Genomic DNA, 18521 nt, shown 5'->3' on the forward strand with positions numbered 1-18521 from the left:
AAATTATTACGCAGTACCGCCAACAGTCAGGTTATTAACTTTCAGCGTTGGCTGGCCCACGCCAACCGGCAAACTTTGCCCTTCTTTACCGCAGACACCCACGCCGTTATCCAGTTTCAGGTCGTTGCCAACCATCGAAATCTGCTGCATGGTTTCGATACCGGAACCAATCAACGTTGCGCCTTTCACCGGCTTAGTTACTTTACCGTTTTCAATCAGATACGCTTCTGAGGTGGAGAAAACGAATTTGCCGGAGGTGATATCCACCTGACCGCCACCAAAGTTCGGTGCATAGATACCGTACTCAACGGATTCAATAATTTCCTGCGGGGTCGATTTACCCGGCAGCATATAGGTGTTGGTCATACGCGGCATGGGCAGATGGGCGTAGGATTCACGGCGACCGTTGCCAGTCGGCGTCATCCCCATCAAACGCGCGTTGAGTTTATCCTGCATGTAGCCTTTCAGAATGCCGTTCTCAATCAGCACGTTGTACTGGCCTGGCGTACCTTCGTCATCAATCGCCACCGAACCACGGCGATCGACCATCGTGCCATCATCAACCACGGTACACAGTTCTGAAGCCACCAACTCCCCGACCTGTCCACTAAATACTGAAGTGCCACGGCGGTTGAAGTCGCCTTCCAGACCGTGACCCACCGCTTCATGCAACAGCACGCCCGGCCAACCTGCGCCAAGTACTACCGGCATGGTGCCCGCTGGTGCAGCAACGGCAGAAAGATTGACCAGCGCCATACGCACTGCTTCTTTTGCCCACGCATCCGCACGGACTTCGCCGTCGAGATCGGCAAGGAAGAACTCATAACCAAAACGACCGCCGCCACCACTGGCACCGCGTTCGCGTTTGCCATCTTCTTCGACCAAAACGCTCACGGAAAGACGCACCAGCGGACGGACATCCGCCGCTAGTGTGCCGTCGGTGGCCGCAACCAGAATTAATTCATAGACACCACTGAGGCTGGCAGTCACTTCCTGTACGCGCTTGTCCGCTTCGCGGGCAACCTTATCGACGCGACGCAGGATATCCAACTTCTCTTCACGGCTCATGCTTTGCAGCGGATCTACCGAGGTATATAACGGGCTATGCTCTACCGCGCCCAGCGTCTGTACTTTGCCATCACCACTATCACGGACGATGGTGCGCGCCGCTTGTGCACTCTGTTCCAGCGCCAGCAGGCTGATTTGGTCAGCATAAGCAAATCCGGTTTTTTCACCACTGATTGCACGCACACCAACGCCCTGATCGATGTTGTAAGAACCATCTTTAATAATACGGTCTTCTAAAACCCAGGATTCGTGATAGCTCGACTGAAAATAGAGATCGCCATAATCAAGGCGACGTTCGGCCAGTTGACCGAGGATCGCGAACAAGTCCTGATGTTTCAGGCCGTTCGCCGCTAGCAATTGTTCACTTACCAGGTTCAGACTCATCGTTTTTGCTACTCGTTAGTTACTGCAGTAGAGGATTTTTTACGGCTGCCGGATGCGGCGTGAACGCCCTGTCCGGCCTACGGTTATGTTCTGGCTCGTTGGCCTTTGGCAACGATTATCATATGAGATTGGGGCAATTACGCGCCCTCGTCAAATCATTGCGCTTTTTCTTTACGCGGTTGTCGCAACACTTCGTTGATTTGCGGATCGTCCAGCGGACCCGAAATGTGATAGCGCAAAATGGAGACTTTGCTCCACAGCGGTCCCAGCACTTTACTGGCGGCAAACACTGCCGCGCCAACAATGGGGTTAACCGCAAAGGCCGCAGCCACACCCACCGTCGCAGAAATCTCTGGTGCGACAACCGCTTCCATATTCAGGTCGCGACGTACCAGATTTACCGACCCTTTCATGGCGATGTCCGCTTCCAGGCCATCCACCAGCGTGTCGTCGGTGTGCATAACGCCGTCTTTAATCCACGCGGTGCTGCGAATGGAGTCAAAATAGAACCCTTCGCCAAAAGTGTCTCTGAAATCAAAACGCAGCTTACGCATCAGGGCATCTACGCTCAATAAGCGCAGCAATTGCCCGGCATGTCCGGTATTGATTTCGGTAATTTCGCCTTTACCCAGTTGAGTATGAATGATGCCATTCAACGTCGCCTCATCTGGCTGCCAGGGTGCTTTGCGCCAGTGTAAATCGTAATCCACATTAAATGACGACTGGCGTATGGGCGTCGTGACACCAAAAAATTCTGCGGCGGCATCAATTTTCTGCCCGCGCAGTTTTCCTTTCAGCGAGGTTCGTTCATTCCCCGGATTGTTAACCCATTCACCATCGGCAGTGAGCCGCGCAAAACCAGTATCAATCAGTCCATTAGTCAGCGTTAACGTATCGCCAGAAATGGTGATATCACTGTCAATGCGACCGAATTTTTGCCCCCAGAACCAGCACTCTGCGCATCGTATTTGTGCGTCTGGCCAGCCACGGAAGCTAATGCGTTCCGTTGTCGGGAAAGGTGATGACTGTGTTGAATCACCACGAGTTTTCGCCACGCTTGGGTTGTAATAAAGATATTTGATATTCGCCAGCCACGGCGCGTTATTACGCATCGCCAGCGTGGCGTTGATTTCACGCCCTTGCGCCTCAACCAGGGTGCCATTTGCCGTCGGTTGCGAAACAATACTCAGGTTATTCCATTGCTGATTTCCCAGCGACAACATAGGCGTACGTAACGTTATGTGTTGTGGGAAACTCGCTGCACCACCGACACTCTCCGCCGCGCCTTTCTGGAACAGGGCCAGCCACTCGGCACCATTCATCGGCGGCATATTGAGTTCAACGCCACTTTGTTCCGGCAACGGCGGGAGCGTTTTACTGTCTGCCGCCCAAATAGCACGATCGAGCGTCAGCTTTTGACCGAGCAACCAGCGGCTATTGAAATAGTTATCCGCACCAGCCTGTCCGGTTAATTCAAAGCTGTTGAGATTGCCATCAACCTTAACGTTTACCGATAGTGGTTCACCCGCAGGTTTGGCTAACGGTGAAGGTAAGTGACTGCTCACATTCTTCAAATCGCCGTTCAGCTCTACGTTATACGTCGCGCCAGCATGATAAGGCAGCTCAATGCCCACTTTACCATCCCACGCCACGCTGCCACTTAATGCTTCGTTCACCGCTGCAGGCAGAACGCCGGTTTTCGCTGGTTGCCAGTTACCGTTGAGATTCACCGCGACCTGGTAGGCTTTTGCCCCTTCTTTGGTGGAAAAATCCACGTTCAACGGCTGATTAAACCAGCTTGCTGTCAGTGGTTCACTTTGCAGATCGCCATTGATAAAGCTGAATTTACCGCTCAAATTTTTCAGGGTGCTGTCGAGTGGTTTGATAAACAGACTGTTATTACGCAGCGTCACTTCACCTTTCGCGGTTACCAACTCGCCGTTCAGCGGGATATCAAGATGTAAGCGAGCATTCACATCGCCGTCGAGCTGGAGTTCTTGCAGGGTCGCACCCAGGGAATCTTTCAGCGGTGTCTCATCAAAGTAAGGGCCAACGGCTTTACCCGGACCTTTAATGTCAGCGTCAATCAGCAGTTTTTCTTTTGAGTAGTCAGGGATCACTGCGGTGAGATTACTCGCGCGCACGCCGCCCAGATTAACGCCATCGGTTTTCATCCATAAACCGTCGTTAATAAAGTCCAGTTCAATATCAAGGTTAGTTAATGCAGGCCAGTCCGGCTGGAAGGCAAACTTCGCGTTGCGCAGCGGCACCAGCACTTCAAACTGACCTTCGTTGTGTTTATAGGGGAAGAGTTGCGGATTGCCACCATAAACCAGCGTCGCGTTATCCGCTTCACCGCCCTGAATCGCGCCACTTAAGTAATCAACCAGGTCTTTACCCATCAAGTTTTCCGGGAAATAGCGCCAGGCTTGTGAACCATCATCGGTACTGATGCCAGCCAGAATACCCAGCCAGGGTTCATCGTTAGCAGGTTGCAGGTAACGAAAACCGCCGCGCGCATGGACGGCTTTGGCTTTAACGTCAATATTACGCCCATCCAGCTGGAAACCTTTGTCATTGTTCAGCCAGCTTATCGTTGCCTGGCCGTCGGCGATTTCCAGTGGCGCACGGAATACCGTTTCGTAAGGCATCTTTGCCTGCTTCATCGACGCAGTAAGCAAACCATTTTCTACGCTGCCGGAAAGCGTCCCGGAGAAGTGTTCCGCACCCGGTAATAATTTCCATTGCTTCCAGGCCAGATCGCTCCACGATGCCTGAAAACGGGTCTTGTCTGCCGCCTGAAGCGGGATATCCAGCGCCAGAGTGTTAATCTTGCCGCTCGGTTGTGTGGAGCGCCAAACATCACCCAGTGCAGGTGAAAGTTTCGCGACCAGCGGGCGTACGCCCTCCAGCCCTGCCAGCTCCAGATTACTGGCACGAATCCGGAGTTCGTCACTGCGTTTATTGTCTTTGCCGCCAACGTCCTGTTCCGGTATCCAGGCCAGCGTCAATGCTCCGCTCGGCCAGGGTTTGCCGTCCATCGTGATCCGTGTATCGGGAATAGAGAACTGCCATCCCGGATTTTCACGCGTAATATGCGCAGTCAGATTATCCACCGACAGCGTATGCGTTTCCTTCTCGCCCAACCAGCTGGCACCGCCCTGTTTCAGCCAGACGTCACCGCCGGTTACATCGCCTTTGTCGATCGTCATCCAGCCTTCAAGGGAGAACTGTGCCGTTTCCAGCGCAATATTGTCCTGCATCCATTTACCGAGCCACGGCTTCAGGTCGATGTCATCCGCCTGGAGCCAGACGCGACCATTGCTTAACAACCCCTCATCATCGCGCAAATCCATACGCACCTGCATCACGCCGTGCTGTCCGGTAAGGCTGGAGAGGCTTACCAGGCCTTCCGCACGGTGTCGACGTGGATCGTTCAGCCAGGTGAGCTGTGGGATCGCCAGCTCGGCGCGCTGACCGGATGGCGTCAGGAAACTGACTTCACTGTCGCGGAGATCGAAATGGTCAAATTGACGAAGAAACAGATCGCTGATGTGACTGGCTTCCAGGCTATCATTACCACCGCCGCTGGTGATAGAAGTGTTGGTGCGAAAGCGCAGCTGCCAGAAAGTGAGGTCGCGAAACTGCCAGCGCATATGTAACAGGCTCTGCCAGACATCCAGCGCCAGGGTAACGCGTTTAACCGAAAATTCGCCGCCATCTTTTAGTTCTGCACGGATGTCGTGCGCTTCAAGCGTCGGACCAAAATTCTGCCAGCTGGCTGAGAGCTGACTGGCTTCTACCGGCATGCCAGTCGCGGATTCTATTTTGTTGAGGATTTCCGGACGCCAGGCGTCAAGATGCGGTAAAGCAATACGCAGGCCGCTAACCAGCAGGGCAGCGATCACAACGAGCGCGGCTCCAGTAAGCAGTAAAATCCCCGGCAATCGCCTCACCCGTCACTCCTTGTCTGCTAAAAATGTGACTCAAAAACCCTTTGCCGGATGGCGGCCCAGCATCTGTTTACATCATTACGACGTCAAACTGCTCCTGGTTATAGAGCGGTTCAATTTGTACTTTAACCTGTTTGCCAACGAAAATTTCCACTTCCGCCAGCGAGTGTGACTCTTCGCCTTTCAAGGCTTCGGCTACTGCCGGAGAAGCATAGACCAGGAAACGGTCGGAGTCGTAAGCATGGTGGACACGAACAATCTCGCGCATGATTTCATAGCATACCGTTTCCACGGTTTTCACCGTTCCGCGACCGTGGCAGGTTGGGCATTCGTTACACAGTACGTGCTCAATGCTTTCGCGGGTGCGTTTACGCGTCATCTCCACCAGCCCCAGCGCCGAAAAACCATTAACGCTGGTTTTCACCCGATCTTTGCTCAACGCCTGCTCCAGCGAGTGCAGCACGCGGCGACGGTGATCTTCATTATTCATATCGATGAAATCAATAATGATAATCCCGCCCAGATTGCGCAACCGTAACTGGCGAGCGATAGCCTGCGTCGCTTCAATATTGGTATTGAAAATGGTGTCGTCCAGATTGCGATGACCGACAAACGCCCCGGTATTGATGTCCACGGTGGTCATCGCTTCGGTCTGGTCGATAATCAGATAACCACCGGATTTCAGTTCTACTTTGCGTTCCAGCGCTCGCTGGATTTCGTTTTCGACATCAAAGAGATCGAAAATCGGCTGGCGTCCGGTGTAATGCTCCAGCTTGCTGGTCATCTCGGGAATGTACTCTGAGGTAAACTCCAGCAATGCTTCGTAAGTCAGGCGTGAGTCAACGCGAATGCGGTCGAGTTCGGCGTCGGCGAAATCACGCAGAACACGCTGCGCCAGCGCCAGTTCGCCGTACAGCTGATAACGGGTCTGCGGGCGTTTTTTACGCTCCATAACTTTGGTCCAGACGCGTTTCAGATAAGCAGCATCGGAGGCCAGTTCGGCCTCGCCAACCCCTTCCGCTGCAGTACGGATGATAAACCCGCCCTGCTCGTCGCAATACTCTGCGACCACTTTTTTCAGGCGTTCACGTTCTGATTCGCTTTCAATTCGTTGGGATACCCCAACGTGAGAAGCCCCTGGCATAAACACCAGATAGCGAGAAGGCAGCGTGATATCGGTGGTCAGGCGCGCACCCTTAGTGCCAAGCGGATCTTTCACCACCTGCACCATCAGATCTTGCCCCTGACGGACCAGTTCCGAGATGTCGCGCACCGTGAATTGCTTTTGTTCTTCACCCGCCACACATTCGGTGTGCGGCATGATGTCAGATGCATGAAGAAACGCGGCTTTATCCAGCCCAATATCTACAAAAGCCGCCTGCATACCCGGAAGTACACGACTTACACGACCCTTGTAGATATTGCCTACTATTCCGCGTCGCGCCTCACGTTCAATATGAATTTCCTGCAGAATACCGCCATCAATATACGCCACTCGAGTTTCCGAAGGCGTTACGTTTACCAACAATTCAGCCGTCATGTTTATCCCTTTTCTCACGCAGTGCGTTAAAATTACTTAATAATTCATACGTTTCAACCAGCGGTAAGCCGACTACGGCGTGAAAGCTGCCATTTATCTTCCTGACAAAACAGCCACCCAGCCCCTGAATACCGTATGCACCTGCTTTATCTAACGGTTCGCCGCTGGCGACATAGCCCGCGATGTCTTCGTCTGTTAACGTTCTGAAAGTCACATCGGTGACCACCAGGCAATCGAGAATGTGCTGGCTGTCGGCCAACGCCACTGCCGTCATCACCTGATGGGTCTGACCCGATAATTTGCGCAACATCTGCGCCGCATGCTCTGCGTCGCGCGGTTTCTCGAGCACTTCTCCATTCAGGATAACGATAGTATCCGCACCCAGCACCGGGAGATCCTGCGCCGTTTGCGCGACACCCGCCTGTGCTTTCTCGCGCGCCAGACGCACAACATACTGCTGCGCGCTCTCCTGCGGCTGACGCTGCTCCTCAATGCCCGTAACAATACGTTCAAAGGTCACGCCAAGTTGCGCAAGTAACTCCTGACGACGCGGAGAACCGGAAGCTAAATACAGAGAAGTCATAGAAACCTTTATTGCACTGCAAACTGCTGACGGACTTTACGCATCAGCAAGAAAATCCACGGCCAGAGAACGCCATTGACTACACTACTCCAGAACACTTCCGGTCTGAAAGAGACGTTAATCACTAAAAACTCTGCCCAGAAAACAATAATATCCACCACCAGCGAAAGCAACATGACGACCAGCGCCTGCTGCCATAATGCGAGGTTGCGGAAAAGCTGGTATTTCAGCGCCACCAGGTAAGCAATGATGCTCATCGCCAATACGCGTACGCCAAGCGTCGAGCCGCTGATCAGATCCAGTATGGCACCCATCACAAAACCTGTGCCCACATTTACGCGATGGGGCAAGGCCAGGATCCAATACAACAAGATGAGTAACACCCAGTTTGGCCGGAAAACAATCAGGTTGTCCGGCCATGGCATGATTTGCAGCAACAGCGCAATGAGGAAAGAGAGCCAGATTACCCAGCGTCCCTGGCTACGATAGCTCGCCACTATTGTCCTCCCGGCGCACGCGCAGGCGGTTGAGCACCACTTTGCGGCGGCGTAGCCCTTTGTGGAGAGCGATTAGCAGCGGGCTGTGTGGGCGCAGCAGGCGCAGTAACTGCATTTCCTGTCGCCGGTTGCTGCGGAGTCGGCTGAGTGATCCCCGTTGCCGGTTCAGGTAACTTTGGCCCCATCGCGTCTGGCGAAGGCAATACCTGCGGCATCATCTGCATCAGACGTTCATTAGCAACACGATGCCCCTCTTCCGGCGTCATCGGGTTAGCGCCGTTACGATCCGCGCCCCACAGCAGCAGCAGATAACGCAAACGTTGCAGTCCTGCAGTCGGACGCGCCTGAATCACAGTATAAGCGCGCTGGGTATCGAGTTTTACGGAAGAGACAACCGCGACCGGATAGCCTTCCGGGAAACGACCGCCCAGACCGGAAGTCACCAGCACATCACCAACACGAATATCCGTATTCGCTGGCAGATGCTCAAGCTGCAAATCATCCGTACAACCGTTACCGGCTGCAATTACGCGGATATCGTTGCGCAGCACCTGGATTGGCAGCGCGTGGGTCGCATCACAAATCAGCAGCACGCGGCTGGTCAGTTTAGCGACGGCCACCACCTGACCAACAACACCTTTGTCGCTGATAACCGGCTGGCCTTCATAAACGCCATTAACGCTACCTTTATCGATAACAACTTGATCGCTATAAGGATCGTTAACCGTGGAGATAACCTGAGTCACCATTTTCTGCTCATCCTGACGCAGCGGGGAACCCAGCAGCTCGCGCAGACGCGCGTTCTCCTGTTTGTATTGTCCAAGCATCAGCAGTTCACTGTTTTTCAGCAACAGTTCCTGACGTAACGCCCGGTTTTCAAGTTCTAGTTGGTCACGCGAGGCCAGCGTCTGCGATACGCCATCCAGCAATTCACGAGGAGCATTGGAAACAAAGTAGAAAGGACTGACGGCGGTATCCATATAAGTACGGATTTGACTGAACGTCCCCAGGCGGCTGTCGGCAATAATAATGCCGAGCGCCACCAGCACCGCCAGAATAAGGCGAATCTGTAGCGACGGGCCACGGCTAAAAATTGGCTTCATAAGTTATGCGTATTCTCGTATCAGACCAGGCAGGGTAAACAGACACTTCCCCTGCCTGCATCCGATTACTCTTCGCTGAACAGGTCGCCGCCGTGCATGTCGATCATTTCCAGCGCTTTGCCGCCACCGCGCGCCACACAGGTCAGCGGGTCTTCAGCAACAACGACTGGAATGCCGGTTTCTTCCATTAACAAACGGTCAAGGTTACGCAGCAGTGCGCCACCACCGGTGAGCACCATGCCGCGCTCGGAGATGTCGGAAGCCAGTTCCGGCGGGCACTGTTCCAGTGCAACCATTACCGCGCTCACAATACCGGTCAGCGGTTCCTGCAGTGCTTCGAGGATTTCGTTGGAGTTCAGGGTAAAACCGCGTGGAACACCTTCTGCAAGGTTACGGCCACGAACTTCGATTTCACGGACTTCATCGCCCGGGTAAGCCGAACCGATTTCGTGCTTGATACGTTCTGCGGTGGCTTCACCGATCAGAGAACCGTAATTACGACGTACATAGTTGATGATAGCTTCGTCGAAACGGTCACCACCAATGCGCACGGAAGAGGAGTAAACCACGCCGTTCAAGGAGATAACAGCAACTTCAGTAGTACCACCGCCGATATCAACCACCATAGAACCGGTCGCTTCAGAAACCGGCAGGCCAGCACCAATTGCGGCAGCCATCGGTTCTTCAATCAGGAAGACTTCACGGGCACCAGCGCCCTGCGCGGATTCACGAATTGCGCGGCGTTCAACCTGGGTCGCGCCAACCGGCACACAAACCAGAACGCGCGGGCTTGGACGCATAAAGCTGTTGCTGTGCACTTGTTTGATGAAGTGCTGGAGCATTTTTTCAGTCACGAAGAAGTCGGCGATAACGCCGTCTTTCATTGGGCGAATGGCAGCAATATTGCCCGGCGTACGGCCCAGCATCTGCTTCGCGTCATGACCTACTGCAGCTACGCTTTTCGGTGAACCGGCACGATCCTGACGAATGGCCACCACGGAAGGCTCATTCAATACGATGCCTTGTCCTTTTACATAAATGAGGGTATTCGCAGTACCCAGGTCAATGGACAAGTCATTGGAAAACATGCCACGAAATTTTTTCAACATACTAAGGGATAATCCTGAAAGCTGGGGCGGAAAAGAAAATCCGCTTACTTTACCAACCACACGCAGCAGCGACAAGGCGCAAAAATCATCTGCTACGGTGAAAATTAGTGCAGTTCGTTTCCTTTGTTACAAATCTCTGCCTGAGTCCAGAAAGGCTTAATGCATCAGCAGCATTCCTCGCCTGTTTGCAACCGCGTAAGGTCATTCATCTGCATATGTGCTGCAACAATCTGGCGAGCAGACAAGCACACTCCCATGAGACGCAGCGCGCGTTATTCTACGTGAAAACGGATTAAACGGCAGGTTAAACCGAGTATCTTTGTGAATATTTTTTCACGTTAGTATCAAGTGGCTGTGAGGACGCGAAAAAATCCCCTTGCCCACCTGTAACACCGCGCTGAATCAGGGTCTGCCACTCGCTTCGCGAACGCACGCCGGTGGCGTAAACCTGGGTGCTGGTCCCGGAGCAGGCTTCCACCAGGCTTTGAACCAGCAGCTGGTTCTCCGTTCGCTTCTCAATGTTTCTGACCAGCCCCGGATGGAGCTTGAGTAACTCAACATTAAGTTCTTTGATCCAACTGGTGCTTACCAGCGTCAAACCAGCCTGGTTGACGGCTACCCGTACCCCTAAAGCATTCACTAAACGAATAACAGGTTGTAAGCGACTGATATGTTGACCAACATCGGCCTCTGCAAGTTCAATAATTATGCGTCTTCGTTGCGATTTTTCACATTGCATTAACGTATCGCGCAGCCAACGCTGAAAACGCGGGCGAATCAGCGACTCAACGGTAACCTGAATCGCCAGATTTTCCTCTGGCCAGTAACGCAATAGTGGAATAAGACGGCTGATTAGCAAGCGGTCATACTCTTCCGATAAACCAAACTGCAAGACCATCGGCATATACTCTGCCGAGCTAACCTCTTCATTACCATCGAAGATGCGGCACATGAGTTCACGATGATGAACCCGGCCTTCGCGAGTAACCGCCGGTTTTTGATAAAGGCGCGGGCCGCCGCGACTGAGCATTTGCTCGATAAGCGTACGCCAGCGAACATTACCGCGTCCTTTTTCAGGCAACGAGTCATCGTAAATAGCCCAGCTATTGCCGCCCTGCAATCCCGCATTACGCGTGGCAGACTCTGCATGTTCCATTACCTGCTCGGTATCCTGACCACTACGCCAGGCACAGATACCAATGTGGATCATATCGTCGCGATCGAGCATTTTATTGTTCGGCAAGGTATCGACGGCTTTGATTAACTGACTGGCGATGCTCTCTGCCTCTTTTAGCGTCCGGTGCGGTAACAGCGCAGCAAAATCACTGCGATGGTAACGCGCCAGCAGTGCGCCAGGGTAGCGCATCATAAATGTCGATAGCAGATTCGTCAGAGAGAAGAATTGTTCTTCAACCAGGCTGTGCCCCCAGGTATCACTCAACATATTGAAATCCGGCAGACGAATCATCATCACGATCCCGTGGGTACCTACTTTCTCTTGATCTTCCAGTAACGTTGCTAACTGATTATCGAAAAAGAGTCGGTTATTGAGGCCGGTTTTCATGTCCTGGGCGGCATAAGAGCGGATCAGCGTATCAAGACGGCTGTGTTGTTCGCGTGCGTTCTGAATTTCACAAAGCAGCGTATCCAGCGCACTGCTGGTTCTGGGCGGCCATTCATAGATGGTTCCCAACACATTAGAGCCACGCTCACCGTTTAAGATACGAGTAGCCCGGGTTTCCAGCAATTCTTGCCCGGCAAGTTGCCGTTGTAACCAGCGTACCGCCAGGAAGAGCATAAGAATGATAAAGCCAATCGCCCCCGTGAGCGGCGCGGTGGTCATTAAAGAATGGAAATAGTTGCCCATCGGATCCTGATAAACCAGACGCAGCGACATCCCCGGATGCTTTATCAACGGAACGCTCAGTTCACGAAACAGATCGTTGGTGCCAACCGGACGATAACTACCATTTCTGGCCAGGGTATAAACCTGCTTATCACCATGGAGCAGGTCTACACGAACGATATCTGCCGACATCATTAATTCGGTAATTTGTGGCCTTAATGTGCTGAAGTCATTCGACAGTAGGTGGGTATCAATCGCCGTCGCCACCGCCTGAACACGATGACTAAACTTATACTGAATGGCGTTGTAGAAACTTAGCGAACAGCCCAGCAAAGTCACAAAAATTGTTAACCCGGTGAGCAGCGTGACAAAGGCCGAAAATTTCGTCGTTAATCTCATCCTTGTGTTAACTCCGATAGTGAGGAAGCGGGCATACTAGCAAATCAGATTTATCTCGCAATTTATTGCGCTTCATCGGCTTTGCTTTTCCATTAGCGAGTATAGTCTTCAGAAATTATTTTCCAATCCATCATGCACATGAGGACCACTTATGCAGGCGTTACTTTTAGAACAGCAAGACGGCAAAACTCTCGCATCAGTACAGACTCTGGACGAAAGTCGCCTGCCGGAAGGCGATGTCACGGTTGATGTTCACTGGTCGAGCCTGAACTACAAAGATGCGCTGGCGATTACCGGTAAGGGAAAAATCATCCGTAATTTTCCGATGATTCCTGGGATCGATTTTGCCGGAACTGTACGCACCAGCGAAGATCCGCGTTTTCATGCCGGTCAGGAGGTGTTACTCACTGGCTGGGGCGTTGGTGAAAACCACTGGGGTGGGCTGGCGGAACAGGCGCGAGTGAAAGGTGACTGGCTGGTTGCCATGCCGCAAGGGCTGGACGCGCGTAAAGCAATGATTATCGGTACTGCCGGTTTTACCGCCATGCTGTGTGTGATGGCGCTGGAAGATGCCGGTGTTCGCCCGCAGGATGGGGAGATTGTCGTGACGGGTGCCAGTGGTGGCGTCGGCAGTACCGCCGTGGCGCTGCTGCATAAGTTGGGTTATCAGGTCGTTGCTGTTTCCGGTCGCGAAAGTACCCATGAATATCTGAAAAGTTTAGGTGCCAGCCGTATTCTTCCTCGCGATGAGTTTGCCGAATCCCGTCCTCTGGAAAAACAAGTCTGGGCTGGGGCAATTGACACCGTTGGCGACAAAGTGCTGGCAAAAGTGCTGGCGCAAATGAATTACGGCGGCTGCGTGGCGGCCTGTGGTCTGGCGGGTGGTTTTACTCTGCCAACCACGGTCATGCCATTTATTCTGCGTAATGTCCGTTTGCAAGGGGTGGATTCAGTAATGACGCCACCAGCACGCCGTGCACAAGCCTGGCAGCGACTGGTCACCGATTTACCGGAATCATTCTATACCCAGGCGGCAAAAGAGATATCTCTGGCAGAGGCACCGAAGTTTGCCGAGGCCATCATTAATAACCAGATCCAGGGTCGCACGCTGGTGAAGGTTAACTAACCATTTAGCAGGGAATAATAAGAGAGGGAACTCATTTTGAAATCATTATTCAATCAGTTAACGGGAAAAGCGGTTAGCCGGACAGCTTTCGTCGAACATCTTGGTTATGAAGTTGTACAACATCATCCAAACTGGAAAGTCATGATTTCGACTGACCATAAATTGATGCGCATTGATGCTCCACCAAACAGCCATTATTGATACGCCTCCGTCGCCTGTTAGGTTTATGGTGCTTTGCCTTGGCGACGCTACGCTTAATCTGTTACTGATTTCTGGTACCATGGGGGGAATAATCTGATTTTATTTGATTACAAATTAACCACTTAAACCTATTGAATGCGGAGCATTGTCAGTCGGTTAATTTTGCGTGCTTTAGCATTCACATCTTTCCGGACGATGCAGTGAAAATTGGGTAATCCCCAGCAACCGCTGCGTAATGTCGTCTATCTTGTCGCGATCCTGGCATCCCTACATTATTTGTGGTCTGTGAAGATTATCTCATTGCAGCCCCCATCTTCGCAGGGCTGGCTTTACAGCGTTTCACCTTACGTTATAAGAAGTTCCGTCGATGATGGCGCTAATTTCGTGAATTGTGCGGCTTGTTGCAAATTACACGGTGTTGAAGGTTATTTACATGTTAGCTGTTGATTATCTTCCCTGATAAGACCAGTATTTAGCTGCCAATTGCTACGAAATCGTTATAATGTGCGACCTCGTCCTCCCTGACGCAGTTTTTGCACTGCGGAAAAGGTGACATTGGCGCAACGAAGGTATATTTTGTTTTTTGCCGGAGGATAGCAGCAGATCGCTGCACAATGTCCGTCAAGTCTAACATTGACACTCTGGGGCAAAATAGACCGGCGTCCCGGCCTGCTGGAATTTATCGCTATGCATACAGCTGTCGGGGCATACGCTTTACAGACGGCGGTGAAACGCCTGTCACAATCACACTAAACAAAGAGTACGGAACCCACTCATGGATATTCGTAAGATTAAAAAACTGATCGAGCTGGTTGAAGAATCAGGCATCTCCGAACTGGAAATTTCTGAAGGTGAAGAGTCAGTACGCATTAGCCGTGCAGCTCCTGCCGCAAGTTTCCCTGTGATGCAACAAGCTTACGCTGCACCTATGATGCAGCAGCCAGCTCAATCTAACGCAGCCGCTCCGGCGACCGTTCCTTCCATGGAAGCGCCAGCAGCAGCGGAAATCAGTGGTCACATCGTACGTTCCCCGATGGTTGGTACTTTCTACCGCACCCCAAGCCCGGACGCAAAAGCGTTCATCGAAGTGGGTCAGAAAGTAAACGTGGGCGATACCCTGTGCATCGTTGAAGCCATGAAAATGATGAACCAGATCGAAGCGGACAAATCCGGTACCGTGAAAGCAATTCTGGTCGAAAGTGGACAACCGGTAGAATTTGACGAGCCGCTGGTCGTCATCGAGTAACGAGGCGAACATGCTGGATAAAATTGTTATTGCCAACCGCGGCGAGATTGCATTGCGTATTCTTCGTGCCTGTAAAGAACTGGGCATCAAGACTGTCGCTGTGCACTCCAGTGCGGATCGCGATCTAAAACACGTATTACTGGCAGATGAAACGGTCTGTATCGGCCCTGCTCCGTCAGTAAAAAGTTATCTGAACATCCCGGCAATCATCAGCGCCGCTGAAATCACCGGCGCAGTAGCAATCCATCCGGGTTACGGCTTCCTCTCCGAGAACGCCAATTTTGCCGAGCAGGTTGAACGCTCCGGCTTTATCTTCATCGGCCCGAAAGCAGAAACCATTCGCCTGATGGGCGACAAAGTATCCGCAATCGCGGCGATGAAAAAAGCAGGCGTTCCTTGCGTACCGGGTTCTGACGGCCCGCTGGGCGACGATATGGATAAAAACCGCGCCATTGCTAAACGCATTGGTTATCCGGTGATTATCAAAGCCTCCGGCGGCGGCGGTGGTCGCGGTATGCGCGTAGTGCGCAGCGACGCTGAACTGGCACAATCCATCTCCATGACCCGTGCGGAAGCGAAAGCAGCTTTCAGCAACGATATGGTTTACATGGAGAAATACCTGGAAAATCCTCGCCACGTCGAGATTCAGGTACTGGCTGACGGTCAGGGCAACGCTATCTATCTGGCGGAACGTGACTGCTCCATGCAGCGCCGCCACCAGAAAGTGGTCGAAGAAGCACCGGCTCCGGGCATTACCCCGGAACTGCGTCGCTACATCGGCGAACGTTGCGCTAAAGCGTGTGTTGATATCGGCTATCGCGGTGCAGGTACTTTCGAGTTCCTGTTCGAAAACGGCGAGTTCTATTTCATCGAAATGAACACCCGTATTCAGGTAGAACACCCGGTTACTGAAATGATCACCGGCGTTGACCTGATCAAAGAACAGCTGCGTATCGCTGCCGGTCAACCGCTGTCGATCAAGCAAGAAGAAGTTCACGTTCGCGGCCATGCGGTGGAATGCCGTATCAACGCCGAAGATCCGAACACCTTCCTGCCAAGTCCGGGCAAAATCACCCGTTTCCACGCACCTGGTGGTTTTGGCGTACGTTGGGAATCTCATATCTACGCGGGCTACACCGTACCGCCGTACTATGACTCAATGATCGGTAAGCTGATTTGCTACGGTGAAAACCGTGACGTGGCGATTGCTCGCATGAAGAATGCGCTGCAGGAGCTGATCATCGACGGTATCAAAACCAACGTTGATCTGCAGATCCGCATCATGAATGACGAGAACTTCCAGCATGGTGGCACTAACATCCACTATCTGGAGAAAAAACTCGGTCTTCAGGAAAAATAATTTGTGACGCGCGGTGTTTTCATCGCGCTTAGCAAAGAACGTAATCAACGCCGGGCCTGTTAATGCTACCCGGCGTTTTTATTGCCGTTAACTAACGGTAGCCTGCAATTTCCGCTTTCAACGCGCTAATTTCAGCATCGCCATCAACAATTCCCAGCTCAAAGCAGTATTTCTTTGTTTCCCCTGGCTCAATAAAGGGCAGACGCCCCTGCGCTCGTTCTTTATCACGACCGTCAGGAAAACTATTACTGACCTCCAGTCCCATAACATATTCACCCGCGCCTAAATTTTTCCACTGGATAAAGTTGGGTAGCTGCATGGTGTCGAATTTCTCGTAAATTCCCCACCCCAGTTCGGCGTTCACCAGCGCAACTTTACTCATCCCCTGACTGTCGCTATTCAACGTGAGATAGTAAACCTGCTCGTCAAAACCGGGCTGTGGGGTACAAATCTCCAGATGACTGGTTAACCCTTCCGCCGCATGCGGAGTTCGTGGCGTTATGCTTTTAGCCGACAGCAAGATTTCTGCCTGTGGCGATAATAAAGGCCAGCCGTAATTAAAGTGATAAAGAATTTGCAGCGGCTGGCGGGTGAAACCATGATTAGTCACCTTGTCTTCAATGCGCATTACATTTTCGCCATAACGGCAGCGAATGGTCCTTTCCAGCGTCAGATTTTCACCGAACAATCGTGTTTCCCGTACTTTGCCATTGATGACAAATTCAATGCTGTCGTCGGTCCGTTCTGTGCGATACCCCACCTCTTCTGCTGGAGTCGCAGCCAAACGCCCGTGTAACCCCAGCGTTTCTCCTTCATCCTCACAGGGTGTGCCAATGTAGCTAAGTCCGCAGGTAGTCAGTAACCCCGCGTAAAAGCTACGTAAAAACCCGTTGCCCTGAGACTCAAAAAAAGCGGGGGCGACAACACCGTTGGGGGTGATAAAAGAGAGCGCAGTGTCCTTGTAGCTGGCCCATGCAATATCCAGCGCGCGATCTTTTACCACCGTAAATGCCAGTCCCGCACCAGTACGGACATCAAACGCTTCTGTACCCTTTGCTCTGCCACTACGTAACTCATAGTGTTTAATTCCGGCAACCTGCGAGAGATCGCCAATCCACGACCAAATTTCGTTTTTCATTGTGCTGCTTCCCGAATGGACATGTCATGGCGCTGGATGAACGTTTCGATTTCCATAAGGCGAGACGTTCCCTCCATTGGGCCACGTCGGGTTACCGCCAGTGCACCGCAGGCGTTGGCATATTGTAATGCCCGATGGGCGTCAAACCCTAGCTGGCGGCAGGCAATCCACGCGCCACCAAAGCAGTCTCCTGCACCGGTCGGGTCAACTTCTTCCACCGGATAGCTCTCAACATGAAACTGCTCATTCGCGGAGTAGTAACTGGCTCCTTGATTGCCGCGCTTCACAATCACCTCTTTAACACCTTCTTCAAGAAAACCAGCGATTGCACGCTCCGGCGTCGAGTGTGGCGACAAGAGCAACACTTCCCCCTCACTGGGCATATAGATATCCGTTAACTCAAGAACAAAGTGGAGGGCATCGCGCATTTCTGGAATATCAAGCATTTCTTTACGAATATTCGGGTCGAAAGAAATAACGCCACCATTTGCTTTAACGATGGTTACTGCTTTTTTTACTGCGTCTACCATATGGAATGAAAACAGGGATGAACCCATAATATGAAAATGGGTACAATCCTTCAGAATATTTTCATCAACATGCTGTGCCGATAATTTACCGCAAGCGGCATTCTTGATATTAAAAATAAAATCGCGATCGCCAGAGTTATGATAAGTAACAAAGGCACTACCGGTGGCTTCCAGAGGTAAGACTGAAATCCCCCTGATGTCCACACCGTCAGCAGCCAGACGATGTATATTAATATCACCAAAGCCATCATTCCCCACGCAGCTAATGATGCCGCACGGAACGCCAAGACGTGTCACCTGGTCGATAAAAATAGCGGGCGCACCACTGGGATAAGGGCCGTTCCAGATACCTGGTTGATCAAATGGCTGGCCGATTTTACTCGCCATAATTTCAACCAGAATTTCTCCAATTGTGAAGACCTTACTCATATGATTAAT

General features: G+C 52.1%; 14 protein-coding genes and 1 pseudogene. 5 read left to right on the forward strand and 10 right to left on the reverse strand.

Features of this window, described 5'->3' with window-relative positions:
* Positions 1 to 6 precede the first annotated feature (6 nt).
* The 8 genes from tldD to csrD form a co-directional block, all read right to left on the reverse strand.
* Entirely contained in the window at positions 7 to 1452 is a 1446-nt protein-coding gene (tldD, locus tag ACJHX4_RS08780; RefSeq protein ID WP_000055910.1) for a metalloprotease TldD, read from the reverse strand.
* 155 nt (positions 1453 to 1607) lie between these two features.
* A complete protein-coding gene (yhdP, locus tag ACJHX4_RS08785; RefSeq protein ID WP_001253634.1) occupies positions 1608 to 5408 on the reverse strand; it encodes an AsmA2 domain-containing protein YhdP in 3801 nt (1266 codons plus the stop codon).
* Between the two features lie 67 nt (positions 5409 to 5475).
* Positions 5476 to 6945 carry a ribonuclease G gene (rng, locus tag ACJHX4_RS08790; RefSeq protein ID WP_000123197.1) on the reverse strand — a complete coding sequence of 490 codons (1470 nt, stop codon included), beginning with the start codon at positions 6943 to 6945 and terminating at the stop codon, positions 5476 to 5478.
* The gene (gene yhdE / locus ACJHX4_RS08795) at positions 6935 to 7528 is read right to left on the reverse strand and encodes a nucleoside triphosphate pyrophosphatase YhdE (RefSeq protein WP_000203095.1); all 594 of its coding nucleotides are present in this window, start codon (positions 7526 to 7528) and stop codon (positions 6935 to 6937) included. Before yhdE ends, rng begins: the two co-directional genes overlap by 11 nt.
* 8 nt (positions 7529 to 7536) lie before the next feature.
* Positions 7537 to 8025: a rod shape-determining protein MreD gene (gene mreD / locus ACJHX4_RS08800; RefSeq protein ID WP_000179409.1), complete on the reverse strand. Its 489-nt coding sequence runs from the start codon at positions 8023 to 8025 to the stop codon at positions 7537 to 7539.
* Positions 8025 to 9128, reverse strand: coding sequence for a rod shape-determining protein MreC (gene mreC / locus ACJHX4_RS08805; protein WP_410239911.1), 1104 nt, complete (start codon positions 9126 to 9128; stop codon positions 8025 to 8027). Before mreC ends, mreD begins: the two co-directional genes overlap by 1 nt.
* A 65-nt stretch (positions 9129 to 9193) precedes the next feature.
* Positions 9194 to 10237: a rod shape-determining protein MreB gene (gene mreB / locus ACJHX4_RS08810; RefSeq protein ID WP_000913396.1), complete on the reverse strand. Its 1044-nt coding sequence runs from the start codon at positions 10235 to 10237 to the stop codon at positions 9194 to 9196.
* Positions 10238 to 10541: 304 nt separating this feature from the next.
* Complete coding sequence (csrD, locus tag ACJHX4_RS08815) at positions 10542 to 12482, reverse strand: RNase E specificity factor CsrD (RefSeq protein WP_001241393.1); 1941 nt, start codon at positions 12480 to 12482, stop codon at positions 10542 to 10544.
* A gap of 151 nt (positions 12483 to 12633) precedes the next feature.
* Here csrD and ACJHX4_RS08820 point away from each other — a divergent pair, with 151 nt between their 5' ends.
* The 5 genes and pseudogenes from ACJHX4_RS08820 to accC all read left to right on the forward strand — a co-directional run bounded on the left by ACJHX4_RS08820 (position 12634) and on the right by accC (position 16415).
* Complete coding sequence (locus ACJHX4_RS08820) at positions 12634 to 13608, forward strand: MDR family oxidoreductase (RefSeq protein ID WP_001148474.1); 975 nt, start codon at positions 12634 to 12636, stop codon at positions 13606 to 13608.
* Positions 13609 to 13644: 36 nt separating this feature from the next.
* Positions 13645 to 13809 (forward strand): hypothetical protein, encoded by a 165-nt coding sequence (locus ACJHX4_RS08825; RefSeq protein ID WP_000838287.1) that lies wholly within the window; start codon positions 13645 to 13647, stop codon positions 13807 to 13809.
* A pseudogene (locus tag ACJHX4_RS08830) lies at positions 13794 to 14180 on the forward strand (sulfoxide reductase heme-binding subunit YedZ); the annotation flags it as partial. The gene ACJHX4_RS08825 and the pseudogene ACJHX4_RS08830, both read left to right, overlap by 16 nt.
* Positions 14181 to 14584: 404 nt before the next feature.
* Positions 14585 to 15055, forward strand: a complete 471-nt coding sequence (gene accB, locus ACJHX4_RS08835) for an acetyl-CoA carboxylase biotin carboxyl carrier protein (protein WP_000354622.1) — start codon at positions 14585 to 14587, stop codon at positions 15053 to 15055.
* Positions 15056 to 15065: 10 nt separating this feature from the next.
* Positions 15066 to 16415 (forward strand): acetyl-CoA carboxylase biotin carboxylase subunit, encoded by a 1350-nt coding sequence (gene accC / locus ACJHX4_RS08840; RefSeq protein ID WP_000884645.1) that lies wholly within the window; start codon positions 15066 to 15068, stop codon positions 16413 to 16415.
* A 91-nt stretch (positions 16416 to 16506) separates the two neighbouring features.
* On the opposite strand, the gene ACJHX4_RS08845 is transcribed toward accC, so the two are convergent.
* Together ACJHX4_RS08845 and ACJHX4_RS08850 are read right to left on the reverse strand one after the other, a co-directional pair.
* Entirely contained in the window at positions 16507 to 17553 is a 1047-nt protein-coding gene (locus tag ACJHX4_RS08845; protein WP_000787058.1) for an aldose 1-epimerase family protein, read from the reverse strand.
* The gene (locus ACJHX4_RS08850) at positions 17550 to 18512 is read right to left on the reverse strand and encodes a sugar kinase (protein WP_000048611.1); all 963 of its coding nucleotides are present in this window, start codon (positions 18510 to 18512) and stop codon (positions 17550 to 17552) included. Before ACJHX4_RS08850 ends, ACJHX4_RS08845 begins: the two co-directional genes overlap by 4 nt.
* Positions 18513 to 18521: the final 9 nt, after the last annotated feature.

It is taken from the genome of Escherichia sp. WS2035 (genome assembly GCF_046487065.1).
GTDB classification, from domain to species: Bacteria; Pseudomonadota; Gammaproteobacteria; order Enterobacterales; family Enterobacteriaceae; genus Escherichia; species Escherichia coli.

Coding starts and splice junctions, on each gene's coding strand:
- tldD (WP_000055910.1), bottom strand. CDS start 1,452: ATGAGTCTGAACCTGGTAAGTGAACAATTGCTAGCGGCGAACGGCCTG.
- rng (WP_000123197.1), bottom strand. CDS start 6,945: ATGACGGCTGAATTGTTGGTAAACGTAACGCCTTCGGAAACTCGAGTG.
- yhdE (WP_000203095.1), bottom strand. CDS start 7,528: ATGACTTCTCTGTATTTAGCTTCCGGTTCTCCGCGTCGTCAGGAGTTA.
- mreC (WP_410239911.1), bottom strand. CDS start 9,128: ATGAAGCCAATTTTTAGCCGTGGCCCGTCGCTACAGATTCGCCTTATT.
- mreB (WP_000913396.1), bottom strand. CDS start 10,237: ATGTTGAAAAAATTTCGTGGCATGTTTTCCAATGACTTGTCCATTGAC.
- csrD (WP_001241393.1), bottom strand. CDS start 12,482: ATGAGATTAACGACGAAATTTTCGGCCTTTGTCACGCTGCTCACCGGG.
- ACJHX4_RS08820 (WP_001148474.1), top strand. CDS start 12,634: ATGCAGGCGTTACTTTTAGAACAGCAAGACGGCAAAACTCTCGCATCA.
- accB (WP_000354622.1), top strand. CDS start 14,585: ATGGATATTCGTAAGATTAAAAAACTGATCGAGCTGGTTGAAGAATCA.
- accC (WP_000884645.1), top strand. CDS start 15,066: ATGCTGGATAAAATTGTTATTGCCAACCGCGGCGAGATTGCATTGCGT.
- ACJHX4_RS08845 (WP_000787058.1), bottom strand. CDS start 17,553: ATGAAAAACGAAATTTGGTCGTGGATTGGCGATCTCTCGCAGGTTGCC.
- ACJHX4_RS08850 (WP_000048611.1), bottom strand. CDS start 18,512: ATGAGTAAGGTCTTCACAATTGGAGAAATTCTGGTTGAAATTATGGCG.